The sequence below is a fragment of the Afifella sp. IM 167 genome (assembly GCF_020144925.1).
GTDB lineage: Bacteria > Pseudomonadota > Alphaproteobacteria > Rhizobiales > Afifellaceae > Afifella.
On record NZ_NSLC01000004.1, the window covers coordinates 240,572 to 264,591 of the forward strand.

Sequence of the window (24,020 nt, forward strand, 5' to 3'; positions counted from 1 at the left end):
CCGATTTCTCCCGTCGCCTCAGTAGCCGTTCATGCCCAAGATCCCGTCCGGCGCGTCGGCGCCGGCCATCAGCCGCTTGCCGATGAGATTGCGCAGGGTTTCCGAAGTGCCGCCACCCAGAGTGCCGTAGCGCGCCCCCCGATAGAAGCGCGAAACCGGGTACTCGTCGGTGAAGCCGAAGCCGCCGAAGATCTGGATCGCCTCGCTGGTGACGCGCAGCGCCATCTCGTTGGTGAAGATCTTCGCCACCGCCGCCTTCAGCGGATCGGGGAAAGGATCGGCCGAGACGCAGGCGTCGTAGAGGAGGACGCGCGAGGCCTCGATGTCCTTGTACATGTCCGCCAGCTTCCAGCGCATGCCCTGGAAATCGCCGATCGGCTGGCCGAAGGCGGTGCGCTCCTGCATGTAGCGGCGCGCCTCGTCGAAGGCGCCCTCCGCAAGGCCCAGCGAGATGGAAGGGTTGAGGCAGCGCTGGGTGTTGAAAGCGTGCAGCAGCTTCTTCAGCCCGTCCTCGGCGAGAACGAGGTTCTCCGCCGGCAGCTCGCAATCGGTGAACTGGACTTCGTGGAGATATTCGCCGCCGAGGGTGTGAAAGCGGCCGGTGACGGCAAAGCCGGGCGTGGTGCGCGGAACGAGCACGCAGCCGATGCCCTTGTTGCCGGGCGTTCCGTCGACGCGGGTGAAGACGACGAACATCTCCGCCTCGTCCGCCCGGCTGATCAGCGTCTTGGTGCCGTTGAGGACCACCCTGTCGCCGGCGCGGCGGGTATTGGTGCGGTAGCTGGCGACATCGGTGCCGGCGTCCGGCTCCGTCATGCAGATGGCGAGCAGCGCCTCGCCGGTGCACACGCGCGGCAGGATATCGGCCTTGATGTGCTCCGGCGCGTAGGTGGAGATGACACGGGTCTGCACGCCGACCTCGCCGAGAACGGCCATCGCCGTCACGTAGCAGGTCTTGGCGATCTCCTCGAGGACGAGGGCCGTATCGAGGATCGACAGGCCGAGCCCGCCATACTCTTCCGGCACCGACATTCCGAGAACGCCGAGATCGGCGAGCTTGCGGATGTTCTCCCAGGGAAAGGTGCCGTCGAGATACTTGATGGCGTTGGGCTTGATCTCGTTCTGCGCCAGATCGCGCACACTACGCACGAGCAGCCGCTGCTCCTCCGTCAACTGCATCTAACCTTGTGCCTCCGCTCGCAGATCGGGACTGCCTGCGACAGCCTCGGCCAGTTCCCTGATGGTAAAAAAGACATGCGCGCCGGCGGCCTGAAGCGCCTCCGCCTTGGAGGCCAGCGTGCCGGCGCCCCCGGCGATCAGCGCGCCGGCATGGCCCATGGAAATGCCCTCGCGCGCGCCCTGCCCGGCGATGATGGCGTAAAGCGGCTTGGCAAAGCCGGTGTCGCGGATCGCCGCCGCCAGCTCCTCTTCCTCCGAGCCGCCGATCTCGCCGACGGCGATGACGGCCCGGGTGGCCGGATCTTCGGCGAAATACGGGAGAAGGTCGGCAAAGCGCGTGCCCTTCACCGGATCGCCGCCGACGCCGATCCAGCTCGACTGGCCGAGACCTGCTGCGACCAGCCGCCAGGAAACCTCGTAGGAAAGCGTGCCGCTCTTCGACATGACGCCGAGCGGGCCCGGCGAGAGGGTCGCGTCCGGCAGGAAGCCGAGCTTCAGGACGCCCGGAATGGCGATGCCCGGCGTGGAGGAACCCACCCAGCGCACCCCCGCCTCCTTCGTCAGCGCCAGAGCGCGCATTGCATCGGCGACCGGCACGCCCTCGGTGATGGAAACGACGAGATCGATGCCCGCCGCAACGGCGTCCTCGATGGCGGGCAGCACCTGCAGGGGCGGCACCATGACGACGCTCATGCGGGCGCCGGTGGCGCCGACGGCCTCGGCGCAGGAGGTGAAGACGGGAACGCCGTCCACCTCGCTGGTGCGGCCGGAGGGCGAGACGCCTCCCACGACATTGGAGCCGGCGGCGCGCATCAGGCCCATATGGCGTGCGCCGATGCGGCCCGTCGCACCCTGGACGAGGACGCCGGCGGAGGCCGGGATGCCGAAGATCGCCGGCTCGGCGTGCGTGTTTCTTTCAGCGAGAGCGGCCATCACGCGCCTTTCCGCGCCAGCTCGGCGGTGCGCGCCAGGGCGACGTCGAGATCGGTTTCGATGGCGAGGTCGCGGCCGGAAGCGGCGACGATCTCCCTTGCCTCCTCCAGCCCGTGGCCGACGAGGCGGGCGACGATGGGCAGGCGGAAATCCGGCACGAGGTCGAGCGCTTCCAGCAGCGTCGTCGAAAACTCGCCGAGATGGGTGATGCCGGCAAAAATGTTGACGAGCGTCACCTTCACGTTCGGCGCCGCCGCGATCCAGCCGAGGAGATGGACGAGCCGTTCCGGATTGCCCTTGAGGCCGCCGGCGCGCAGGTCGCAGAAATTGAACGGGCGCGCGCCCATGGCGGTCAGCTCGTCGGCGACCTGCATGGAGAGCCCCGCCCCGGTGGTGACGAGGCCGACATCGCCCTCAGCATCCAGGACGACGAAATCGAAGCCGTGGGCGAGCTTGAGGTTCGCCTCGCGGTAGTCGGCGGCGCGCGCGCTCAGAAGCCCGACGAGCTCGGCCTGGCGCGGCAGGGCGTTGAGGTCGAGAACGATCTTGGCGTCGCCCGCGACGGCGCGGCCCTGCGGGGTGACGAAGAGCGGGTTGATCTCCAGAAGCGTCAGCTCGCGCGCAAAGAACGCCGCCACGACCTCCGCGGCGACGGAGAGAATTCCGGAACGGGCCGGCTCCGGCAGGGCGCCCACCGCGGACCGAAGAGCGGTGAGAACCGCCTTCTCGTCATAGGCCGCATCGGCCCGCGCCAAAGCATCGCCGGCCACGCTCTCGATATCGACGCCGCCGGCGGCAGAGGCGAGCAGCGCGACACGCCCGCTCGCCGTCTCCAGAGCCAGGCTCAGATAGCATTCAAGGCCCGCAGCCGGCCTTTCCAGGCGGCAGGAGCGGATCTCATGGCCCTTCAGCCGGGTGCCGAAGAGGGCGCCCGCCGCCTCGCCGGCCTCGGCCGGGCCGGCGGCGCGGCGGATGCCACCGGCCTTGCCGCGGCCGCCGACCGGCACCTGCGCCTTGACGATCCAGGGCCCCTCGCCGAGCGCAGCCGCCTCGGCGGCATTCTTCACCAGAGCGCCTTCCGGCACGGCGATGCCGAAGCCGGAAAGCAGACCCTTGGCGTCATGCTCCAGGAGCATCATGTGGCGGCGCTTCCTCTTTTTTCGCGCCGGTCATCGCCCGCAAGGGAACGTGCCGGCCTTGCCGGAAGCGGCCGTCGGGGCGGCGCTTCCGGAGACGGGCGCATTCTTTCAACGCGCCGGGCGCGGCAACAAACGAGTTTTGCACGCGCGCGGAATGACTTTTTCTCATTGCCCGGTTGGGGTCTGCGGAGCCGCGACCCCGGCGGCCGCTCTCGGCCACCCACCTCGCGCATCGGGAGGCCGCCGGTCTTCGCCGCCTCGCCCGAAAGGCCGCTGTCTCGGCCTCAGGCCTTCGTGCGCGCCAGATAGACGCTCTGGGTGAAAGGCCGGTCCTGCAGCGGATTGTGGAAGGTGACGGGCTCGATCCAGGCCTCGGCGAAGACGCCGGCGAGGCGCTCGCGGAAAGCCTCGTCCGGCCTGTCGTCGGACCAGAGGGCGAAGATGCCGCCGGGTTTCAGATGGCCGGCGAGCGCGGCGAGCCCTTCGGGACGATAAAAGCCGGTGCTGCGCGCATCGAGGAGCGCTTCGGGGGAGTGGTCGATATCGAGGAGGATGGCGTCAAAGCGGCGCGCCTTCTCGTCGGGATCGAAGCCCTCGGGGACGGCGGCGAGGGCGAAGAAGTCGCCGGCGACGATGCGGCAGCGCCTGTCGGCGACCAGCTTTTCGCCGAGGGGCAGGAGCCCGTCGCGATGCCATTCAATGACCGGCTCCAGCATCTCCACGACGGTGAGCGAGGCGACGCGCTCGTGGCGGAGCACTTCGGCCGCCGTGTAGCCGAGGCCAAGGCCGCCGACCAGAACGTCGAGGCCGGAGCCTTGCAGCGCCGCAATACCGAGGCGGGCGAGCGCCTCCTCCGAAGCGGTGAAGAGGCTCGACATCAGGAACTCTTCGCCGAGCTTGATCTCGAAGAGGTCGATGCCGAGCTTGGGTTCGCGCCGGCGGCGCAGCGTGAGGGTGCCGATCGGCGTCGGGCGGTAGTCCAGTTCGGCAAAGAGATCGCTCATTTGCCCATGCAACACATACGGGCCGCCATGGAAAGGCGAAGTGCCGGATGGGGCCGGGCCCGCAGACAGGTTTGCGAGCCAAAAGGGGCGCGCCCGCCGGCGGAAAGCCGGGCCGGCGGGGGGCTTTCCTCAGCAGACGTCGAAGGTCCAGGCGAACTGGGGACGGCGCGGGACGGCGAGCGCGGCGACGATCTCGCTCATTTCGACGACGCGGGCGCAGGTCTGCGCGGCCTTCCTCAGCCCCGCCTCGTGCTCCTCCGGCGAGAAATCGGCCATGGCGTCGGCGACCATGATCGGGCGGATGTCGCGCATGAAGGCGTCGATCGCCGTCGACAGGCAGCCGATCGAGGTGTGAAGGCCGGCGACGAGGAGGCTGTCGCGCGAGAGCCGGCGCAGCATCACCTCAAGGTCGGAGCCGAAGAAGGCGGAATAGCCGCGCCTCATGACCTCGTGCGCGGCAAGGCCGTCGAGCCTGAGGCCCGGCGCGGGCGCGCCAGGGCTTGCCGCGTTCCCCCACATATCGCGCATCAGGCCCTCGGCGCCGCCGATGCCGGCAGGGGCCATCTCGCAGATGAAGACCGGCATGCCGCGCGCGGCGCAGAGCCGGGCGAGACGCTCCGCCTCGGCATGGAGCGCGGCCCGCTCGCGGGCGGGGAGCGGGGCAAGGTGCGGGCCCTTCAGATCCTGCAGGAGAAGCGCCGATCGGGCGGGGTCGATCTCCCAGTCGACTTTGTTCGAGACGTTCACCGGCTTTCCCTTCAAGTGGGCCGGCGCGGATCGGGAGAAGAAGAGGGAATGGATGACCTTGCTCGCCCGAAACGCGGCGGCAATGGTCCAAGATGACGACTGCCGCTTCCTAGAGGAAGCGCCAATAACGGGTGGCGGTTCGGAGCACGCGGTCGATCATGGCGCCCTTCTGGCCAAGAGCGGCGCCAAGATCAATCGAAAAATGCCGCCTGCGACGGCAAGGCCGGAGCGCGTTGCAGAAGGGCCGCGGTCGGCACGGGCGGGCCCGGGGCGGCACCGGACGGCCCCGCGCGGCGGGGGCGCTAGAGGCCGGCCACCTTCTCCTCAAGCTCCGCCTTCAGCGCCTGGTGGCTGCGGCGGGCGGCCTCGGCCGCATCCATGGCGCGGAGAATCTCGTCCTCGGAGGCAGCGAGATCGTCGAGGAAGCGGTTGGCAAGGTCGCTGCCGCGCGGCGCGGCGGCGAGATTCTGGCGCAGACGCTGCTGGTTCTGCGTCAGCCGCTCCACCTTGCCCTCGGCGCTCTGCAGCGCCGCCTCGGCCTCGCGCTCCCTGGCGCGCAGGGCCGCGATCTCCTTCAGACTGGCCGCCAGATCCGGCGGGGTGCCCTCGGCGGAAGCGACGGTGAGGATGAAGTCGGCGTCGATGTCGGAAAGGCCGTAGCTCTCCTCCACCAGCCGCTCCTCGGTGAGCCGCACCTCCTGGCGGGCGCCGGCCGGAATTTGCGTGCGCACGAGGAGCCGGTTGGCGTCGCTCTCCTTCTCCCGGGTGCCGCCTTCCACGCTCGCCTGCCAGCCGGGGCGGCGCGGCTGCTCGATGCGCAGGCTGCGCGGGGCGTCGGCGGCGCCGGTCACGTCATAGGTGGTGACGGCGCGGTGGCGGCGGGTCGCGACGAGGCTGCCATCGGCGACGCGGGCGGAGACGATGTGCTCGTCCGGCTTCCGCGAGACGGCGATTTTCACCTTGCGGTCGCTGGCAAAGGCGACGGTGACATCGGCGCCCGGCGCCACCGCCGGCAGCATGGCGTCGCCGGTATAGCCGGAGACCGGGTCGAAGAGGGTGACGATGCCTGGCGCCAGCGAGGTTTCGGCCGAATTGACGAGGCGAACCGCCGCGCGCGGATGGACCGATGCGGAGCCGAGGGCGAAGACGGAGAGGCGCTCGGCCTCCATCTGCCGATCGACGACCGGCAGGGTGAGCGACTTTCCCTCGCCGAGATCGACCGGCCAGGGGATGGTGTAGGTGACGGCGACCTCACTCTCGGCCGTCGCGGCCTCCTCAGTCGGAGCGGAGATCGGCGCGGCGGCCATCGGGGCCGGCGCGGCGTCGCCGCGGGACATTTCGGCAAGGCCCGCCTGGAGCTGGTCGAGGGCGCCCTTGGCGCGGAACTGGGCCTGCGGCATGCCGATATCCGGCGCCTCGGAGACGGGCACTTCCTGCCGGTTCGCCCAATGGGCGGCGTGAAGGCTCTGGCGCAGGGTCACCGGCTCGCCGGAGGTCAGCGACAGGCGCACGCCCTGCCAGTCGGCGCCGGAGAAATTCTCGATCACCGCCCAGGACTGCATCCGCGCCCTGCCCTCTTCATCCTGCTCGCCGGGCAGGACGAGACGGTGCGCCGTCTTCCAGACCGGCGCCGGCACGACGTAGCGGATCGCCACGTCGCGCTCGCCTTCGCCGGCGAGCGAGACCTCGACATCGAGCGTGCCTTCCGTGCGGGAGGCAGCGAGGATGTCGATCGCCTCGGCGAGCTTGGCCTTCAGCGCCTCGTCCTCAAGGGTGAGGCGCGTGGCGCCGTCCAGCGGCACGGAGACGATCTCGCCCGCATCGGTCGCGAGCGACAGGAGCGTCTCGCTCGCCCCCTCCCCGACCTTTCGCTCGGAAACGCCGAGGACGCGGCCCTCATAGGTGCTGCCGTCGCGCTCGGCCTTTGCCCGCGCCCCGACGAGCGCGGCCATCAAGGCGCCGGGCGAGCGCATGTCGGATGGCTGGAAGGGCATCGTGCGGAAGGCGGCGACCGTGCCGTCCGGACCCGGCAGCGCCGCGCCGGTCACGGTGCCGGAGGGATCGGAGACGAGAAGGCTCTTGAGAACATCGTCGACCTGGTCGGAAGGGACGGAGACGGAAAGCTCCGCATCGCCGGCGACATGGGCGCGCCGGACGATCTCCGCGAGGCCGCCGGAGGAAAGCGTCACCTCCGTCACCGGGGCGGCATCCAGGGCGGCCGCCGGGGAAGGCAGGAGGAGAGACGGCAGGGCAAGGAGGATTGCGGCGGCCGGCAGCGTCAGCGCGTCGCGACGGCGGGCGGAAGAGGAAGGATACATTGAAAGCCTCTCGGTCCATTGTCGTTCCGGGAACAGTAGGGGCTGGCGATGGAGGCCAGAAGAAGACGTTCCGCCGCCTCTGCGCCACAAGGCAGGCCTGGTTGACGCCTTGTCTCGCGCGGCGCATGGGCCAGATGGATGGATCGGGCGAGGAACCTTCCCATCCGCCGCCAATTTCCGTTTCGCGAACGCCGCCAGGGGGCATGGATGCGCGCCGACGACCACGACCAGTTGATGAACGACGCCACGACCTGGCGCAAGGCGCAGGCCGATGAGCTCACCGTCATCATCGACGCCGCCGCCTTCTTCTTCGCCGCCAAGCAGGCGATGCTGAAGGCGAAGAAATCCGTCATCATCGTCGGATGGGACTTCGACGCCCGCATCAAGCTGGAGCCGGAAGAAAAGACGCTCGAAGGGCCCAACCAGATCGGCAGCTTCCTCAACTGGCTCGCCAAGCATCGCGACGACGTGGAAGTGCGTATCCTCAAATGGGATGCGGGGATCATGGAATCGCTGTCGCGCGGGGAGACGCCCTTCTACATCCTGCAATGGATGACGCATGGGCGCGTGCAGATGAAGCTGGATCACGCCCATCCGCCTCTCGCCGCGCACCACATGAAGATCCTCGCCATCGACGATACCGTCGCGTTCTGCGGCGGCATCGACATGACGCTCGGACGCTGGGACACGCCCGAGCACGAGGAGGGACGCAAGGGACGGCGCTCGCCCTGGCGCAACCAGCTCGGCCCCTGGCACGACGCCACGACATGCATCTCCGGGCCGGCTGCCAGGATGATCGGCGACCTCGCCCGCCGGCGCTGGCAGAAGGCCTGCGACGAGGAGCTGCCCCCTGTGGAAGGGGGCGCCGCCGCCTGGCCGGACTGCCTTGAGCCCGACTTCCGGGATATCACCGTCGGCCTCGCCCGCACCATACCGGCCTACGAGGATAGCCCGCAGATCAGCGAGATCGAGAAGCTCAAACTCCAGATCATCCAGCGCGCGAAGAAGAGCCTTTATATCGAGAGCCAGTATTTCGCCTCCATCGCCATCGCGAAGGCGATCGCGACCCGGCTCCAAGAGGACGACCCGCCGGAGATCGTCATCGTCAATCCGGACACCGCCGAAGGCTGGCTGGAGGCCAAGGTGATGGATTCGGCCCGCATCCAGATGATGCGGCGCGTGCTCGACGCCGACCGGCACGGGCGCTTCCGCATTCTCTATCCGGTCAACGCGGCCGGCACGCCGATCTATGTCCACGCCAAGATCATGATCGCCGACGACACGATCCTGAAGATCGGCTCGGCGAACCTCAACAACCGGTCGATGGGCTACGACACGGAATGCGACGTGGTGCTGGAAGGAACGGACGAGGCGGCCCGAGCGACCATCGCCCGGATCCGCAACAACCTCCTCGCCGAGCATCTCGGGGCGAGCCGCGCGGAGATCGAAGCCTCGCTGGAGCGCTCCGGCGGCTCGTTGATCGCCGCGATCCGGGAGTTCGGCGACGAGCCGCCTGCGATGAAGCTCGTGCCGATGCGCGAGCTGACGGATCAGGAGGAAGCGCTCGGCGACAGCGACCTTGCCGACCCGGAGCGGCCGCACAAACTCTGGAAAAGCCTCAAGGGCCTCGTCGGGGCCTGAGCGGCGGGACCTGCCGGGCGCGGGCCATCCAGCGTTCAGAAATGGCAGTTGCTCGAATAGGCCGCGTCCTGCGTGTAGGTCGTCACCGGGTCGGCGTTCGCCGGCCAGTCGACCGTGATGTCGAAGCCGCAGGCACAGCTCGGCTGCGCCGCGCTCGATCCCTTCACCCAGGAGACGAACTTGTAGGACCAGCTGGCGACCTCGGCCTGCGTGTCCTTGCCCTGGTCGGTGTTGTCCCACCAGCGGGTGAGACCGGGCGCGCGCTCGATCAGCACGGCCGCATTGTCGGCCCAGCGATAATTATCACCGCCGAAGTTCGGAGCCGCCACCGTGCCGCCGCCACGCGGAAACTGCGGAAAGGGATGGGTGGCGTCGTTATCGACGTTGAAGGTGACGTTCGGGACGAGCTGCCCGGCGGCGCCGGTAGCGTTGGTCGGATTGATATCGGGGTTCGGCTCGACGCCGCCCGCACCATTGATGGTGAGGGTGAGGAGCTGGCCGCTCGTGCATTGCGTTTCCGTGCCGGTCAGCACCGCATTGGCGCCGAAGCCGGTCTTCTGCGAGGGCATGGCCGCGGCAAGGCTCTGGCTGTTGGCCCCGGTCGGGCAGGCATATTCATAGGTCGTGGCGCAGGCGTTGCGCGCGCCGCCGGTGCGTTCGTCGCATTCGGGAAAGCCTGGGCGCTGATTGGCGCTGCAGATGATCTGGGTGCCGCCGGCCGCATGGGCGATGGTCAAGCCCGTACAACCACATACTGCAAAAGCCTCGCTCGCGAAGACAGGAAGGGCAAGGCATGCAAGCAAAGCGATCCGGGTGGTGCGCATCGACTTCCTCCGTGTACTGACGCAGCACAGTGTAACCCAGACATCCGCAGAAATATACTTTAAGTTGTGCATCCAATGCGACGGCGAGAGAATTGGCGAGAGCGCCCCGCTCTGCTACCGATCCGCATGACCTGCCGTCTCGCACTTCTCCTCCTCGTCGCCCTTCTCGCCCTGCAGGCAAGCCCCGCGCCGGCCCGCACGAAGGCGGCCGACTACCTGATCGCGGAACAGATCGCGGCGGCGTGCGACGGGGCAGCGGGAAGGATGGACCCTTCCGGCGTGATCGAGCGCGACATTACCGGCGACGGCAAGCTCGACCTCATCCTCAACCACCGGGGCATCGCCTGCGACCGCGAGGGCGAGGGCATCCGCCAGAGCGGTTTCTGCGGGGCGCAGCTGTGCTCCGTGCTCATCTATGTGCGACGCGGGGCGCTCCTGAAGCTGGAGGAGGAGATCCTTTCCGGCGGGCTGGCGCTCGGCGCCGGCAGCCGCCCGGAAATCCATCTGTTCGGGCAGGGCGGCAAGCCCCTCACCCTGCGCTGGAACGGCAACGGCTTTCGCTGAGCCTGCGTCCCGACGCCCCGCTCAGGCGCCGGGACCGGGCGCCGCGCCCCTCGACATGAGGCGGGCGAGAGAGGGGCCGACCAGCAGGACGACGAAGAAGCGGGCCACCTGCATCGCCATGACGAAGGCGGCGTCGACGTTGGTGGCAGCGGCGATGATGGCGACGGAATCGGCCCCGCCCGGCGTGGTGGCGAGGTAGGCGGTCAGCGGGTCGATATCGGCGAAGAGCACGAGAAGACCGGCAAGGCCCCCGCAGAGCGCGATCAGGGCCAGCGTCGAGGCGAGCACCTGCGGGAAGATATGCGCGGCATGGGCAAGGACGGCCGGCGTGAAGCGCATGCCGATGGCCCAGCCGAGGCCGGCATAGGTGATGGCAAGGAGCCAGGGCGGCAGGAAAATCGTCAGGGTGCCGGAAAGCTCCAGGAAGAGGCCGAGGCAGAGCGGCAAGAGGAGCGCGCCGCCCGGAAGGCGCAGGCGAAAGCCTATCCAGGCCGAGCCGAGGGCGCAGGCGAGCGTCGCCAGGAAGGCCGGCCAGGGGATGGCCGGGAACCATTCGACCGGCGCGACCGCCCCGCCCGGCACGCCGACCAGCCGGCCCGCGATGGTGGCGACGACGGCGCAGCAGGCAACGCGCAGATACTGCATGAAGGCGACGAGGCGCATGTCGGCGCCGTAATCTTCCGACATCACCGTCATGACCGCAGCCGCCCCGGGCGCCGAACCCCAGACGGCGGTCGTGCCCGGCAGGAGCCGCGCCCGCGTCAGCACCCAGCCGAGGAGCGCCGCCAGTACGACCGTGGAGAGCGTGCCGGCGACGAAGACCGGCCAGTCGCTGGCCACCTCGCGGAAGATGGTGGCGGGCAGGATACCGGCGATCATGAAGCCGAGAACGCCCTGCGCGCCGATGAAAGCGGAGGGCGGAACGCGCACGACCCCGCCGGATGCGGCCAGCAGGATCGCCGCCAGCATCGGGCCGAGCAGAAGCGCCGCCGGAAGATGGAGGGTTTCCAGAACCGTCAGCAGGAGGAGGGAAAGCGCCAGAAGCGCCGGCCAGCGCAGCCCGGCCGGCCAGGAGGCCGGGCCGAAGCGCCGCCATTTTCGCCCGTCGGCCCCCGGATCAGGCAAAGGCAATCTCGGCGGAGGTCGTGACGCGGCACAGGCGCGGGAAGATCCGCGTCATCGCCATCTCGTGCATGTCGGCCGCAGGGCCGGCGCAGGCATCCTCCGCCACCAGGACGTCGTAGCCCCGCTCCCAGGCCTGGCGGACGGTCGATTCGACGCCGAAATTGGTGGCGATGCCGCCGACGACGACGCTGCGGATGCCGCGGCGGCGCAGGAGCATGTCGAGATCGGTGCCGTAGAAGGCGCCCCAGTTGCGCTTGGTGACGACGAGGTCGCCCGGGTGCTCCAGACCTTCCACCAGCGTGCCGAAACCGGCCGGCAAACCGCCTTCCGGCCGCGGGATAGGCTGGTCGGTCCGGCCCGGAGGCGCGTCGGAGAAATCTGGGGCGAAGACGACGCGAACCAGCACCACGGGGGCGCCGGCGGCGCGGAAGCGCGCGGCGAGCGCCTTGCCGGTCGCCACGACCTCGGCGGCCGGGCGCGGCTCGGCCGGGCGCGAAACGATGCCCTCCTGCAGGTCGATGAGGACGAGACAGGCGGTCTCCGGGGAAAGCTCGGGCATGGGGTCTCTCGTTCGGAAGGTGCGGCCCCGGGGAGAAAGTGACCGGAGCGCCGAAGGATGATATGCGAGGGTACCCTCGCAAAACGGATATGTGAGAATGGCCGCCCAAAAGTCAATCGCTTCCCCCGCCGCCGGCGCCCTGCCGAAGCGCAAGCGCGGCCATGCGCGCGTGGAAGCGATCCTGGAGGCGGCGACGGCCCTCTTCGCGACGCGCGGCTTCGCGGCGGTGACGATGACGGAGGTCGCGTCCCGCTCGGCCACGGCGATCGGCTCGCTCTACCGCTTCTTCCCGACCAAGGAAGCGCTCGCCGCGGCCGTGCTCGAGCGATATGGCGGGCTTCTCACCGGGGCGCTCGACGAGGTCGCGGCCGGCGCCAGGGGCGCTTCCGCCGAGGCGCTCGCCGACCTCCTCGTCGACATGATGCTGGACCTGAAGAGCGCGCGGGCCGCCGCGCTCGCCCTCGTCGATCTCAGCGAGGACGGGGCCGAGCGCCGAAAGGCGATCAGCCAGGCGATGCTGGAGAGGCTCGGGGCGATCCTGGCCGCCTTTTCCGGGCGGCGCGTCTCGCAGGAGACGGAGACGCAGGCGCTGCTGCTTCTGCATGTGCTGAAGACGATCCGCGCGCTCGACACGGAGCGGGGCGGCCCGCTCGACCGCGAAAGCCGGAGGCTCGTCGCGCTTTATCTGGAGGATGCGCGGCGGCGCGAGACCTAGTCCTGCCGCGCTTAGTTGAGCGCGATCAGCTCCTCGATGCTGGCGGGCGAGGCCGGGGCGGGCATTGCGGCGAGCACCGGCGCCGGGCGCGGCTGGAAGGTGATGGGCGGGGGAGAGGCGGAGCCGAAGACGACATCACGCGATGGCGCGGCCGGGCGCGAGGGGGCGGCCGGGCGCGAGGGGGCGGCCGAAGCGACCATCACCGGCGCGGCGGGCCTTGTATGCGGCGGCTCGCTCGGAACGGCGCGGTTGGCCTTGGCGGCGGCGATGACGATCTCCTGCGAGCGGTTCGGTCTGCCCGGCTCTGCCCGCCGTTTCACGTAGAAGGAATTGCCGCCCGCCATCAGCATGTAGTGCATGTTGGTGTAGCGGAAGGAGTAGCCGGCGGTGTGGAAGAAGCGCGCCTCGCCGACGCCCGGATGGCGCTTGCCGCGCAGCACCTGCTTGGCCATGCGCAACGCGCGGGGCTTGCCGGAATCGGTCATCGGCTTGGAAAGGACGCCGGGGGCGAACTGGTTCTTCTGGCCGACCACGGCGCAGACGCTATCGGGAAAGTCGTCGGACTTCACCCGGTTCATCACCACGGTGCCGACGGCGAGCATGCCATCGTCGCTGGAGCGGTTCGATTCGAAGTACATGACGCGCTGCATGCATTCGAGCGACGACATGCGGGCAGACATGTGGCCGCAGCCTCCGGCGGCGAGGAGCGCACCGAGCACGAGAAAGAGGCCGAGCGTGCGAAATTTACGAGATACAGACATTCGCAACCTTGGAGGCGGGGCATGAACCCCCCTCAGGGGCGAATTGTCCAGAAAGCGGTAAATAAAGCCTTAGGGCGCGGGGCCGGATCGGAACATTGCGGGCCCCGGGCCGGCGCTCCGAGGTCGGGCGCCGGAGGGCCGAAACGCCGGCGGGACGGCGCCCGCCGCGGAATGCCTAGCGCAGGCTGACCAGGACCTGATCGCCGCTGTGCTGGCTCAAAGAAATCTGGCGATGCACCACCGGCTCGCTGTCATCGGCCTTCACGCAGCCCGGCGTGATGTTCGGCCAGGTGTCGCGCGCGCAGACATCGTCCCAGGCATGGGCGATGCGGGCGGCGGCGGCCTTCGCCGGCACGTCGGCGCTCGTCGCCTCGCCCATCGTGGCGTAGGAGATGGTGACGAAGACGGCGGCGCCGGCGCACATGGCCGTGAAAATCGCGCGGGTGAAAACGTTCCTGTTCATTTACCCCTCCCTGGGTGCGATGCCCTCTTGTGGGGCAAGGACGCGCCCAGCTCTGTGTTCTCCCACACAAGGCGGAAGGGGGAGGATTCGTTCCTTGGAATCGCCTCAAACTCGCCTTGAAAGGTAAATTTCAAGGCGGAAAGGCGGTGCGCCCGGCCTATTCGGCGAGGTCGCTGTCGCGCTCGGCCACTTCCTGGAAGAGCCGGTCGACGTCCTCGGTGAAGCACAGCGCCGTGCCGGGCGTCAGGGCGGTCGCGGCGCCGGCGGCGGTGGCGTAGCGCAAAGCGTCGAGCGGTCCGTCCCCGCGCGAAAGGCGCAGGATGAGGGCGGCGAGGAAGGCATCGCCCGCGCCCGTGGCGGAGCGGGTCTTCACTTCCGGCGGACGGCAGAAATGCGCCTCCTCGCCGGTCACGACGAGGGCGCCGTCGCGGCCCAGCGTGACGGCCAGCATGTCGGCATGGCCGGTGGAGACGAGTTCCTGCGCAGCCTGCATGGCGGCGCGGGGGCCGTGCAGATCGCGGCCGACGACGCTGGCAAGCTCGCCGAGGCTCGGCTTGGCGATGGCGACGCGGCCGGCTTCCAGCGCATGCTTGAGATGCGCGCCGGAGCTGTCGAGAACGAACTTCGCCCCCTTGTCCTTCACCATGCGGGCGATGCGGGCGTAGAAATCCTGCGGCACGCCCGGCGCCAGGCTGCCGGAGGCGACGAAATACTCGCAGTCAGCCGCGGCGATCTTTTCCAGGCACGCCGCCTGCTCGCTGGCGGAAAGCGTCGGGCCTTCGGGCACGAAGCGGTATTCCTGGCCGGTGGCGCGCTCGAAGACGGTATGGGCCATGCGCGTCTGGCCGGCGATATGCACCTCGGTGCGGCGCACGCCCTCGCGCTCCAGCAGGCCGCCGAGCACCATGCCCGTGGCGCCGCCGGCGCAGACGATCGCCTCCACGTCGCCGCCGAGGCGGGTGAGAACGCGCGCGACATTGACGCCGCCGCCCCCCGGATCGATGTGGCTCTGCGAGGTGCGGATCTTGTGCACCGGCCGCACCAGTTCGGCCTCGCTGGTGTCGTCGACAGTCGGGTTCACGGTGAGCGTGACGAAGACGGGCATGCAATCCTCAGGAAAATCGTTTGGCGGCCGGAATGGCCCTGACGTTTAGCGGGCGCCCTTGAAGCAATCGTGGCACCCATGCGCAAGGGTGCGAGACGCTGGCAGCCATGCAAGATCGATTCCAGCCTATCATGCGCCTTCCGCGCCGCACAAATTCATGTTGCACCGCGACATCTGCGCACGTTTGATCCTTCTGCGACGGCCTGACGCTGACAATGCCCGGCCGGGCAGTTGATTACGCAACTTCTTCATCGCATGAGCGGCAGCCATGGACTTTCTGCTTCCCGACGGGCTCGGCCTTATTCCCGCGCTGCTCCTCATCGGCGCCAGCGCGCTCTCCTCGGCGCTGGCGGCGGCCTTCGGGCTCGGCGGCGGCATCGCCATGCTGGCGGCCCTCGGCCTTGCGCTGCCGGTCCCGGCCCTCATCCCGGTGCATGGCGTCGTGCAGCTCGGCTCCAATGTCGGCCGCGCCGTCGTCCAGCGGCGCTACGCCCAGAAACGGCTCATCTGGCCTTTCGCGATCGGAGCGATCATCGGGGCGATCATCGGCGCGCAGTTCGTCGTGGCGCTGCCGGAAGCGCTCCTGAAAGTCGTGCTGGGGCTGTTCATCCTGGTGATGATCTGGACGAAGACCCCGGCGATGCGGGTCGGGGCGCAAAGGCTGCTGTTTGCAGCGGTGGGAGCGGCGACCACGTTCCTGACGATGTTCTTCGGCGCCACCGGCCCCTTCGTCGCCGCCTTCGTCGGCCCCGCCCTTTCCGACCGGCAGCAGGTCATCGCCACGCATGCGACGATGATGAGCCTGCAGCACCTCTTCAAGGTGATCGCCTTCACCGCGCTCGGCTTTGCCTTCGCGCAGTGGATTCCCATCATCGTCCTGATGGTGGCAGCCGGGTTCGCCGGCACGCTCCTCGGCACACGCGGCCTGCGGCGCATGCGCGAGGAGCAGTTCCGGCTCGGCTTCCGGATCATCGTCTCGCTGCTGGCGCTCGACATGATCCGCCGCGGCGTGATGCTGATGCTCGGCTGAGCGCCGAGCGCCGCCCTCCTACTCGGCTGCCTCCGCCTGCTCTTCCGGTTCCGGCCGCTCCCAGCGCAGCACCGGCTTTCGTGCCGCGCTGGTCTCGTCGAGCCGCCGCCGCGGCGCAAACCGCGGCGCGTTCTCGAAACGCTCGCTCTCGCCCCGCCTTGCCGCGAAAATGAGATCGCGCAGCGCCGCCACGAAGAGGTCGAGCGAGGCGCGGCTTTCCGATTCGGTCGGCTCGATCAGCATGGCGCCGGAAACGACGAGCGGGAAATAGACCGTCATCGGATGGAAGCCCTCGTCGATCATCGCCTTGGCGAAATCGAGCGTCGATATGCCGGTGCCTTCCAGGAAGTCGTCGTCGAAGAGAACCTCGTGCATCGAGGGATGGTCCGGGAAGGGCAGCGACATGAGGTCGGCCAGGCCGGCGCGGACGTAATTGGCGTTGAGCACCGCATCCTCGGCGACCTTCTGCATGCCGTCGGCGCCGTGCGAGAGCATCCAGGCGAAGGCGCGCACGAACATGCCCATCTGGCCGTGGAAGGCGGTCATCCGCCCGAAGGGCGCCTCGGCTTCCGCCGCGCCCTCCGTCTCGACCAGACGATAGCCTTCCTCCGTGCTGGCGATCAGCGGCAGGGGCGCATAGGGGGCGAGAGCCTCCGACAGCACCGTCGGCCCCGCGCCCGGCCCGCCGCCGCCATGCGGCGTGGAGAAGGTCTTGTGCAGGTTGATGTGCATGGCGTCGACGCCGAGATCGCCGGGCCGCACCTTGGCGAGGATGGCGTTGAGGTTGGCGCCGTCGCAGTAGAAATAGCCGCCGGCGGCATGCACGACGTCCGCGATCTCGCAGATCTGCGGCTCGAACAGGCCGCAGGTGTTGGGGTTGGTCAGCATGATCGCCGCGACCTCGCCCTCATGGGCGTTAGCGACCTCGCGCACGGCTTCGGCGGAGACGGTGCCGTCCGGGCCGGCCCGCACGGTGACCACCTTGAAACCGAGAAGGGCCGCCGTCGCCGGATTGGTGCCGTGCGCCGATTCCGGCACCAGCACGACACGCCGGTCCTCGCCGCGCGCCTTCAGCGCCGCCTTGATCGCCATCATGCCGCAAAGCTCGCCATGGGCGCCGGCCTTGGGGCTCATGGCGACGGAGGCCATGCCCGTCAGGGTGATGAGGTAGCGGCCGCATTCGTGGATCAGCTCCAGCGCGCCCTGGACGGTGGAGACCGGCTGCAGCGGGTGGATGTCGGCAAAGCCCGGCAGGCGGGCCATCTGCTCGTTGAGCCGCGGATTGTGCTTCATCGTGCACGAGCCGAGCGGATAGATGCCCATATCGATGGCATAGTTCTTCTGCGACAGGCGCACGTAATGGCGCATCGCCTCCGGCTCGGAGAGGGCCGGAAGGTCGAGCGCGGCCTTGCGCTCATGGCCGCCGAGGCGTGGCGCGAAATCCTCCGGCTCCTCGACGTCGACGCCGGAAATATCGGCGCGGCCGATCTCGAAGAGGAGCGGTTCCTCGATGGCCAGCGCATGGTTGCCGGTGAAGGTCTCGCGCTTCGGCTTCATCGCCGCGATGGGGTGAAGAAGGTCGCCGCTCATGCCACTGCCCTTTCCAGCGCTGCGCCGAAGGCTTCGATGTCTTCCTCGCTCGCCGTCTCCGTCGCACATACGACGAGTAGGTCGTCGAGGTCCTTTTGCGGCTCCAGCCGCGAGACCGGCAGGCCGGCGACGATGCCTTCCGCCGCCAGCCGTTCGACGATCTCGGCCGCATTGCCCGGCAGGCGGACGGTGAACTCGTTGAAGAAGGCCTCGTTGAGGAGTTCCACGCCCGCCACCTTCGCCAGCCGATCGGCGAGCCGGCAGGCCCTGGCATGGTTCGCCCGCGCCAGCGCGCTCAGGCCCTTGGCCCCGAGGAGGGTCATATGCGCCGTGAAGGCGAGCGCGCAGAGCCCGGAATTGGTGCAGATGTTGGACGTCGCCTTGTCCCGGCGGATATGCTGCTCGCGCGTGTTCAGCGTCAGCACGAAGCCGCGCTTGCCGTCGCGATCGCGCGTCTCGCCGCAGAGCCGGCCGGGCATCTGGCGGATGTATTTCTGCTTCGTGGCGAAGAGACCCACGTAAGGCCCACCGAAATTGAGGGCGTTGCCGAGCGACTGGCCCTCGCCCACGACGATATCGGCGCCCTCAGCCCCCGGCGGCTCGATCAGACCGAGCGAGACCACCTCGGTGAAGACGGCGACGAGAAGAGCACCCTTCTCGCGGCAGCGCTCGGCGAGCGGCGCCAGGTCGATGAGGTGTCCATAAAAGGACGGCGACTGGACGACGACGCAGGCCGTCTCGTCGTCGATCCTTGAGAGAATGTCCTCCGTGCCGGCCGGATCGGGCGGCAGCGACAGGCTCTCGTCGTCCTCCATCGAGGCAAGGGTTTCCACCACCTCGCGGTATTGCGGGTGAAGGCCGCCGGAGAGGATCGCCTTGTCGCGCCGCGTCACGCGGCAGGCCATCAGCACGGCCTCGGCGGTCGCCGTGGAGCCGTCGTACATGGAGGCGTTAGCCACTTCCATGCCGGTCAGCTCGCAGATCTGCGTCTGGAACTCGAAGAGCGTCTGCAGCGTGCCCTGGCTGATCTCCGGCTGGTAGGGCGTGTAGGAGGTCAGGAACTCGGAGCGCTGGATGATGTGGTCGACGCTCGCCGGAACATGATGGTGATAGGCGCCCGCGCCGAGGAAGAAGGGTCCCTCCCCCGCGGCGCGGTTCTTTCCGGCAAGGGCGCGCATCTGCCGCCCGACCTCGAATTCGCTCCTGTGCCCCGGAAGGTCGGGCGGCGACTTGAGCAGCTTGCCGTCCGGCACGTCCCTGAAGAGCTCGTCGATGGAGGCCGCGCCGATCGCTCTCAGCATATCGGCACGGTCCTGGTCGGTATGGGGCAGATAGCGCATGTGCCTCCTTTCGGCCGCGCGGGCGGGAATGCCCTATTCGCGGAAATCCACCACGATCTCCGACTTCAGCGAATTGGCGATGAAGCAGAGCTCGTGGGCCTTGTGGTGAATCTCTTCCAGCTTGTCGTGGTCCGGCGCCTCGCCGTCGAAGACGGTCTTCGGGCGCAGGATCACCTTCACGATCGCCTTGCGGCGCGGCTCGATCACACCCAGCACGCCTTCCGCCTCGTCCTCGTAGCGGATGGGCGTGAAGCCGGATTTGCGGATGAGATCGAGGAAAAACAGCATGTGGCAGCTCGACAGGGAGGCGACGAGCCCCTCCTCCGGATCGACCGCATCCTCGCGGATGACGGCGGCCGGCAGCACGGCCGGGCCCGGCGAGGCCGGAACCTTCAGCCCTTCATCCAGCTGCCATTCATGAACACGGCTGTGCTTGTTGGCGCGCACCTCTTCGGCGTCGCCCGACCAGACGATCCTGGCGAAATAGCTACTCATCATCCCTCGCAGAAGGTCTTGTAGGCGGCCTCGTCCATGAGGCCGTCGAGTTGGCTCTTGTCGGAGAGCTTCAGCTTGAAGAACCAGCCTTCACCCTCCGCAGCCTCATTGACCGTCTGCGGCGCCGCTTCCAATGCGGCATTGACCTCCACCACCTCGCCGGAGAGGGGCGAATAGACCTCGCTCGCCGCCTTGACCGACTCCACGACGCCCGCCTCGTCGCCCTTTTCGAGCTTCTTGCCGGGCTCCGGCAGCTCCACAAAGACGACGTCGCCAAGCTCGGATGCGGCGTGGACGGAAATGCCGATGGTGGCGGTATCGCCCTCGACGCGCACCCATTCGTGCTCCTTGGAATAGCGGGTCGTCATATGGATGCTCCTGATCTCAAGCCTGGCGGCGGTAACGGTGTGGAACGAAAGGAAGCGGGACGATTTCGGCAGGTTCCGCCCCACGGCGTCCGGAAAGGCGCACGGCCGTACCCGGCGCCGCCGCGGCGGCGGCGACATAGCCCATGGCGACCGGCGCGCCGACGGTCGGCCCGAAGCCGCCGGAGGTGACGCCGCCGATGACCGAATCGGCCTCGCCGAGGATCTGGGCCCCCTCGCGCACCGGTGCGCGGCCGGAAGGGCGCATGCCGACGCGCAGGCGGGACGGCCCCTCCGAAAGCTCGGAGAGGATGCGCTCCGCGCCTGGGAAATCGGCCCGCTCGCGGCGCGATTTCGGAATGGCGAAAGCGAGATCGGCCTCGACGGGCGAGGTCGTCTCGTCGATGTCGTGCCCGTAGAGCGGCAGGCCGGCTTCCAGGCGCAGCGAATCGCGGGCGCCGAGGCCGACGGGGCGGACCTCCTCCTCCGCCAGCAGGGCGCGGGCGAATTCTTCCGCCCGCTCGCCGGCGAGCGAAATCTCAAAACCGTCCTCGCCGGTATAGCCGGAGCGGGAGACATGGATGTCGATCGATCCGCCGCCCGGAAGCGCGAAGGCGGCGCTCGTCACCTGCATGAAGGAGAGCTCGGCCGCTCTGGGGCAGTGCCGCGCCATCACATCGTGCGCGGCCGGGCCCTGCAGCGCCAGCAGCGCGCGGTCGTCGGCGGCCGTCAGCATGACGTCCTCGGGCAGACGCTCGGCGAGATAGGCGTCGTCGATCTCCTTGCGGGCGGCATTGAAGACGAGGAACAGGCTGCCATCGTCCTCCTCGGCGGGCGAGCGGGCGACCATGAGGTCGTCGAGGATGCCGCCCGTTTCGAGAAGAAGGAGCGTGTAGCGCTGGCGGCCGGGCTTCAGCGCCGAAAAATTGCCGGGCGCGACGCGCTCCAGCGCCTTCGCCACGCTTTCATGGTCCGGCCCGATGAGAAACCGCTGGCCCATATGCGAGACGTCGAACAGGCCGGCCTTGTCGCGCGTCCAGTTGTGCTCGGCGATGATGCCCTCGTACTGCACGGGCATGGCATAGCCGGCGAACGGAACCATGCGTCCGCCGAGCTCGCAATGGAGGTCGTAAAGGGGGGTGTGCTTCAGCTCACTCTGTTCGGCCGCCACTTGACCTCCTGCGCCAGACATGGACACGCAAACGGGCATTGAGCCCGCACGCGCCCCCTCTGTCGCAGAACCTGAGAGATTCCCGGCGTCGGGCGCCTCGCCCGGGCCGGTTACTCCTTCGGTGAGCCGCCGGCGAAAGGCCGGTGCCGCTTTCCAGAGTGTCGCTCGCCGTGCGGTCCCTGGCGCCTGAGAGTTTCCGGGGCGGTTGCTCCTTCGGCGTCCGTCTTCCGGCGCAAAGGCCTTCAAACAGAACTCTCCCGCACGGCTTATCAGCCGTTGCGGGCCGCGACTCGACCCGCGGGCGCCATCATCGGCATCGGCGCGAAGGAGTCAACGCACCGCATTCCTTTTACCCAAAGGTATGATCCCCGGGCAGGCCGAATCAGCGTTTCGCTTCCTCGTCGAAGCCGACATAGATGATGTAGTCGCGGTCCTGGCCGGGCGAGGGAACCGTCAGCTCGTAGACCTGCGAGAACACGGCCGACAGCTCCGGCCCGATGGTGACCGGGACACGGTAGAGCTCGGAGGCGAGCACGTTTTCCTCATTCTTGACGATGACCACGCGCACCGGCACCTCGACGCTGGTGGGGCCGCCCTGCGGGCCGGCGAGGACGCGGCCGGCGACGCCGATGCGGATCGTGACGTTGCCCGCCGTGTCGTAGAGGCATTCGCGGGCCGTATCGCCGAGGCCGGCCTGCCAGACGACGTTGTCGGCCGTCTCCTCCTTGCCGCGGGCAAAGCGCCGGATCGTCTGCGTATCGGCCTTGACGCGCAGCTCCGGGCAGTAATCCGGGCCGATATAGCGGCGCAGATCGACTTGGCCGTCGGCCGTCTTCGGCGCGTCGCCGGCGTTTTTCGAGCCGCCTCCGAAACCGCCGAGACTGGTGCAGGCGGCGAGGAGGAGCGGAAGGAGAAGAAGGCTGGCGGAGGGAAGGAACCGGAAACGACGCACGACGGACCCATGAACTGAAGAAGGAGCGGCCGGCTCTATAGCAGTCCCGGCGCGCAAGTTTAAGGGCAAGGCGACAGCGCGGGCCGCCACGCCTTCACGGAGCCTTAACCCTGTTCCTCAACGACCCGTTCACCCTGTTCTGCGAGCTTTGGCGTCGACAGGAACGGGAGAGATCTGTTGATGCGTACTCTTTCCACCGAGCGCGCCGCCGCGGCGGGCCCGAAAGCGGCCGCCCGCCCCGGCGCCGAATTGGACACCATCATCAAGGGAGATTGCGTCGCCGCGCTGGAACGGCTTCCGGCCAACAGCGTCGACCTCGTCTTCGCCGACCCGCCCTATAACCTGCAGCTGCAGAACGCGCTCCACCGCCCCGACCAGTCGAAGGTCGACGCGGTCGACGACGAATGGGACCAGTTCTCCGACTTCGCCGCCTACGACGCCTTCACCCGGGCCTGGCTGATGGCCTGCCGGCGGGTGCTGAAACCGGATGGCGCGATCTGGGTGATCGGCTCCTACCACAACATCTTCCGGCTCGGCACGATCCTGCAGGATCTCGGCTTCTGGGTGCTGAACGACGTGGTCTGGCGCAAGGCCAACCCAATGCCGAACTTCCGCGGCCGGCGCTTCGCCAACGCGCACGAGACGCTGATCTGGGCGGCGCCCTCGGCGAAATCGAAGCGCTACACCTTCAACTACGATTCCCTGAAGGCCTTCAACGACGACCTGCAGATGCGCTCCGACTGGACGCTGCCGATCTGCACCGGCGAGGAGCGGCTGAAGGACGGGAACGGGCGCAAGGTGCATCCGACGCAGAAGCCGGAATCGCTTCTCTACCGCGTGCTGCTGGCGACGACGAAGCCGGGCGACGTGGTGCTCGATCCCTTCTTCGGCACCGGCACGACCGGCGCCGTCGCCAAGAAGCTCGGCCGGCATTTCATCGGCGTGGAGCGCGAGCAGGCCTATATCGACGCGGCCGAGGCGCGCATCGCCGCCGCCGAGCCCGCCGACATGCCGGCCCTGAAGGTGATCGAGGGCAAGCGCGCTTTGCCGCGCATTCCCTTCGGCTCGCTTCTGGAGGGCGGCGTCCTGAAGGCCGGCGAGCGGCTCTACGATCCGAAGGGCCGGCTCAGCGCGCTCGTTCGGGCCGACGGCTCACTCTCGTGCGAGAGCGAGGGCAAGCGCCACGAAGGTTCCATCCACCGCGTCGGGGCGCTGGTGCAGGGCCAGGAGGCCTGCAACGGCTGGGTCTTCTGGCATGTGCGCACGAGCGACGGGCTGAAGCCGATCGACCATTTTCGCGAGGAGATCCGCAGCGCCCAGGCGGCCTGACGCCAAGCGCCAGCCCGGTGCGCCGCAGGCGGCTCAGCCGAGCGGCACGCCCGCCTGAAGCAGATCGGCGCGGAGCTTCTCGGCGCCGGTGAAATGCACGGCCTGCCAGCCGGCGCGGCGGGCGCCGTCCACATTGGCCTCGCTGTCGTCGATGAAGAAGGTCGCCGCCGGATCCAGCCCGAAGGCCTCGGCGTGGCGGTGGAAGATTTCGGGGTCCGGCTTGATGAGGCCGAGTTCGGCCGAGACGGTGATGCCGCGCGATTCCTCCAGGAACGGAAAACGCGCCCGCGCCTCGGCAAAGGTGTCGGCGGCGAAGTTGGTCAGCATGGTCACGTCCGTGCCGCCGGCGATGACCGAGCGAAAGAGGTTTACGCTCTCCTCATAGGCATGCGGGACCATCATCGCCCAGCGGGCACGGAAGGCGCGGATCAGCTCCGCCTTGTCCGGATGGCGCGCAATCGCCTCGGCCTCGGCCTCTTCCCAGGGACGGCCGCGATCCTGCTCGACGTTCCAGCCGCTGGAGCAGACCTCGCTCAGAAAGAAATCCCGCTCGGCCTCGTCCGGGATGAGCTCAGCGAAGGCGAGATGGGGGTCGTAGTGGAGAAGCACCCGGCCGATATCGAAGACGACGTGGCGGACGGGCGGGGCGGAGGGCTGGGTCATCATGGCCC

General features: G+C 68.7%; 24 protein-coding genes and 1 riboswitch. Of the genes, 5 read left to right on the plus strand and 19 right to left on the minus strand.

Features of this window, described 5'->3' with window-relative positions:
• Positions 1 to 18: 18 nt before the first annotated feature.
• The 6 genes from CLD20_RS08700 to CLD20_RS08725 all read right to left on the minus strand — a co-directional run bounded on the left by CLD20_RS08700 (position 19) and on the right by CLD20_RS08725 (position 7,320).
• Positions 19 to 1,179, minus strand: a complete 1,161-nt coding sequence (locus tag CLD20_RS08700) for an acyl-CoA dehydrogenase family protein (RefSeq protein WP_224406224.1) — start codon at positions 1,177 to 1,179, stop codon at positions 19 to 21.
• Positions 1,180 to 2,112 carry a CoA-binding protein gene (locus CLD20_RS08705; RefSeq protein WP_224406225.1) on the minus strand — a complete coding sequence of 311 codons (933 nt, stop codon included), beginning with the start codon at positions 2,110 to 2,112 and terminating at the stop codon, positions 1,180 to 1,182.
• The gene (locus CLD20_RS08710) at positions 2,112 to 3,251 is read right to left on the minus strand and encodes an ATP-grasp domain-containing protein (protein ID WP_224406226.1); all 1,140 of its coding nucleotides are present in this window, start codon (positions 3,249 to 3,251) and stop codon (positions 2,112 to 2,114) included. Before CLD20_RS08710 ends, CLD20_RS08705 begins: the two co-directional genes overlap by 1 nt.
• 284 nt (positions 3,252 to 3,535) lie before the next feature.
• A complete protein-coding gene (locus CLD20_RS08715; protein WP_224406227.1) occupies positions 3,536 to 4,255 on the minus strand; it encodes a spermidine synthase in 720 nt (239 codons plus the stop codon).
• Positions 4,256 to 4,384: 129 nt separating this feature from the next.
• A complete protein-coding gene (locus tag CLD20_RS08720; protein ID WP_224406228.1) occupies positions 4,385 to 5,002 on the minus strand; it encodes an isochorismatase family protein in 618 nt (205 codons plus the stop codon).
• A 302-nt stretch (positions 5,003 to 5,304) separates the two neighbouring features.
• Positions 5,305 to 7,320, minus strand: coding sequence for a DUF4139 domain-containing protein (locus CLD20_RS08725; RefSeq protein WP_224406229.1), 2,016 nt, complete (start codon positions 7,318 to 7,320; stop codon positions 5,305 to 5,307).
• Between the two features lie 207 nt (positions 7,321 to 7,527).
• On the opposite strand from CLD20_RS08725, the gene CLD20_RS08730 reads away from it, so the two are divergent.
• Positions 7,528 to 8,961, plus strand: coding sequence for a phospholipase D-like domain-containing protein (locus CLD20_RS08730; RefSeq protein WP_224406230.1), 1,434 nt, complete (start codon positions 7,528 to 7,530; stop codon positions 8,959 to 8,961).
• Between the two features lie 35 nt (positions 8,962 to 8,996).
• On the opposite strand, the gene CLD20_RS08735 is transcribed toward CLD20_RS08730, so the two are convergent.
• Positions 8,997 to 9,698 (minus strand): hypothetical protein, encoded by a 702-nt coding sequence (locus tag CLD20_RS08735; RefSeq protein WP_224406231.1) that lies wholly within the window; start codon positions 9,696 to 9,698, stop codon positions 8,997 to 8,999.
• A gap of 213 nt (positions 9,699 to 9,911) precedes the next feature.
• Between CLD20_RS08735 and CLD20_RS08740 the strand changes: the two genes are divergently transcribed.
• Positions 9,912 to 10,349: a hypothetical protein gene (locus CLD20_RS08740; protein ID WP_224406232.1), complete on the plus strand. Its 438-nt coding sequence runs from the start codon at positions 9,912 to 9,914 to the stop codon at positions 10,347 to 10,349.
• Positions 10,350 to 10,370: 21 nt separating this feature from the next.
• Here CLD20_RS08740 and CLD20_RS08745 read toward each other — a convergent pair whose 3' ends face one another.
• A complete protein-coding gene (locus CLD20_RS08745; RefSeq protein WP_224406233.1) occupies positions 10,371 to 11,474 on the minus strand; it encodes an AbrB family transcriptional regulator in 1,104 nt (367 codons plus the stop codon).
• Positions 11,467 to 12,033 (minus strand): hydrolase, encoded by a 567-nt coding sequence (locus tag CLD20_RS08750; RefSeq protein ID WP_224406234.1) that lies wholly within the window; start codon positions 12,031 to 12,033, stop codon positions 11,467 to 11,469. Before CLD20_RS08750 ends, CLD20_RS08745 begins: the two co-directional genes overlap by 8 nt.
• Before the next feature lie 97 nt (positions 12,034 to 12,130).
• Between CLD20_RS08750 and CLD20_RS08755 the strand changes: the two genes are divergently transcribed.
• Positions 12,131 to 12,748 carry a TetR/AcrR family transcriptional regulator gene (locus tag CLD20_RS08755; RefSeq protein WP_224406235.1) on the plus strand — a complete coding sequence of 206 codons (618 nt, stop codon included), beginning with the start codon at positions 12,131 to 12,133 and terminating at the stop codon, positions 12,746 to 12,748.
• A gap of 11 nt (positions 12,749 to 12,759) precedes the next feature.
• Here the strand turns inward: CLD20_RS08755 and CLD20_RS08760 are convergent, their stop codons facing one another.
• The 3 genes from CLD20_RS08760 to CLD20_RS08770 all read right to left on the minus strand — a co-directional run bounded on the left by CLD20_RS08760 (position 12,760) and on the right by CLD20_RS08770 (position 15,077).
• Positions 12,760 to 13,509, minus strand: a complete 750-nt coding sequence (locus CLD20_RS08760; RefSeq protein ID WP_370636843.1) for a cell wall hydrolase — start codon at positions 13,507 to 13,509, stop codon at positions 12,760 to 12,762.
• A 175-nt stretch (positions 13,510 to 13,684) separates the two neighbouring features.
• Positions 13,685 to 13,972: a hypothetical protein gene (locus tag CLD20_RS08765; protein WP_224406236.1), complete on the minus strand. Its 288-nt coding sequence runs from the start codon at positions 13,970 to 13,972 to the stop codon at positions 13,685 to 13,687.
• 157 nt (positions 13,973 to 14,129) lie between these two features.
• Positions 14,130 to 15,077, minus strand: coding sequence for a 1-phosphofructokinase family hexose kinase (locus CLD20_RS08770; protein WP_224406237.1), 948 nt, complete (start codon positions 15,075 to 15,077; stop codon positions 14,130 to 14,132).
• A gap of 268 nt (positions 15,078 to 15,345) precedes the next feature.
• Here CLD20_RS08770 and CLD20_RS08775 point away from each other — a divergent pair, with 268 nt between their 5' ends.
• Positions 15,346 to 16,107 (plus strand): sulfite exporter TauE/SafE family protein, encoded by a 762-nt coding sequence (locus CLD20_RS08775; protein ID WP_224406238.1) that lies wholly within the window; start codon positions 15,346 to 15,348, stop codon positions 16,105 to 16,107.
• Between the two features lie 18 nt (positions 16,108 to 16,125).
• On the opposite strand, the gene gcvPB is transcribed toward CLD20_RS08775, so the two are convergent.
• The 6 genes from gcvPB to CLD20_RS08805 form a co-directional block, all read right to left on the minus strand.
• On the minus strand, positions 16,126 to 17,697 hold the full coding sequence (gene gcvPB / locus CLD20_RS08780; protein WP_224406239.1) for an aminomethyl-transferring glycine dehydrogenase subunit GcvPB: 1,572 nt from the start codon (positions 17,695 to 17,697) through the stop codon (positions 16,126 to 16,128).
• Positions 17,694 to 19,037: an aminomethyl-transferring glycine dehydrogenase subunit GcvPA gene (gene gcvPA, locus CLD20_RS08785; protein ID WP_224406240.1), complete on the minus strand. Its 1,344-nt coding sequence runs from the start codon at positions 19,035 to 19,037 to the stop codon at positions 17,694 to 17,696. The genes gcvPB and gcvPA overlap by 4 nt, the downstream gene beginning before the upstream one ends.
• Before the next feature lie 33 nt (positions 19,038 to 19,070).
• Complete coding sequence (locus CLD20_RS08790) at positions 19,071 to 19,532, minus strand: OsmC family protein (RefSeq protein WP_224406241.1); 462 nt, start codon at positions 19,530 to 19,532, stop codon at positions 19,071 to 19,073.
• Positions 19,532 to 19,900: a glycine cleavage system protein GcvH gene (gene gcvH / locus CLD20_RS08795; protein ID WP_224406242.1), complete on the minus strand. Its 369-nt coding sequence runs from the start codon at positions 19,898 to 19,900 to the stop codon at positions 19,532 to 19,534. Before gcvH ends, CLD20_RS08790 begins: the two co-directional genes overlap by 1 nt.
• Positions 19,901 to 19,916: 16 nt before the next feature.
• Positions 19,917 to 21,089, minus strand: a complete 1,173-nt coding sequence (gene gcvT, locus CLD20_RS08800) for a glycine cleavage system aminomethyltransferase GcvT (protein WP_370636844.1) — start codon at positions 21,087 to 21,089, stop codon at positions 19,917 to 19,919.
• Positions 21,090 to 21,231: 142 nt separating this feature from the next.
• Positions 21,232 to 21,338: riboswitch (glycine riboswitch) on the minus strand.
• 112 nt (positions 21,339 to 21,450) lie between these two features.
• Entirely contained in the window at positions 21,451 to 22,020 is a 570-nt protein-coding gene (locus CLD20_RS08805; protein ID WP_224406244.1) for a hypothetical protein, read from the minus strand.
• Between the two features lie 180 nt (positions 22,021 to 22,200).
• Between CLD20_RS08805 and CLD20_RS08810 the strand changes: the two genes are divergently transcribed.
• A complete protein-coding gene (locus tag CLD20_RS08810) occupies positions 22,201 to 23,349 on the plus strand; it encodes a site-specific DNA-methyltransferase (protein WP_224406245.1) in 1,149 nt (382 codons plus the stop codon).
• A 33-nt stretch (positions 23,350 to 23,382) separates the two neighbouring features.
• On the opposite strand, the gene CLD20_RS08815 is transcribed toward CLD20_RS08810, so the two are convergent.
• The gene (locus CLD20_RS08815) at positions 23,383 to 24,015 is read right to left on the minus strand and encodes an HAD family phosphatase (RefSeq protein WP_224406246.1); all 633 of its coding nucleotides are present in this window, start codon (positions 24,013 to 24,015) and stop codon (positions 23,383 to 23,385) included.
• Positions 24,016 to 24,020: the final 5 nt, after the last annotated feature.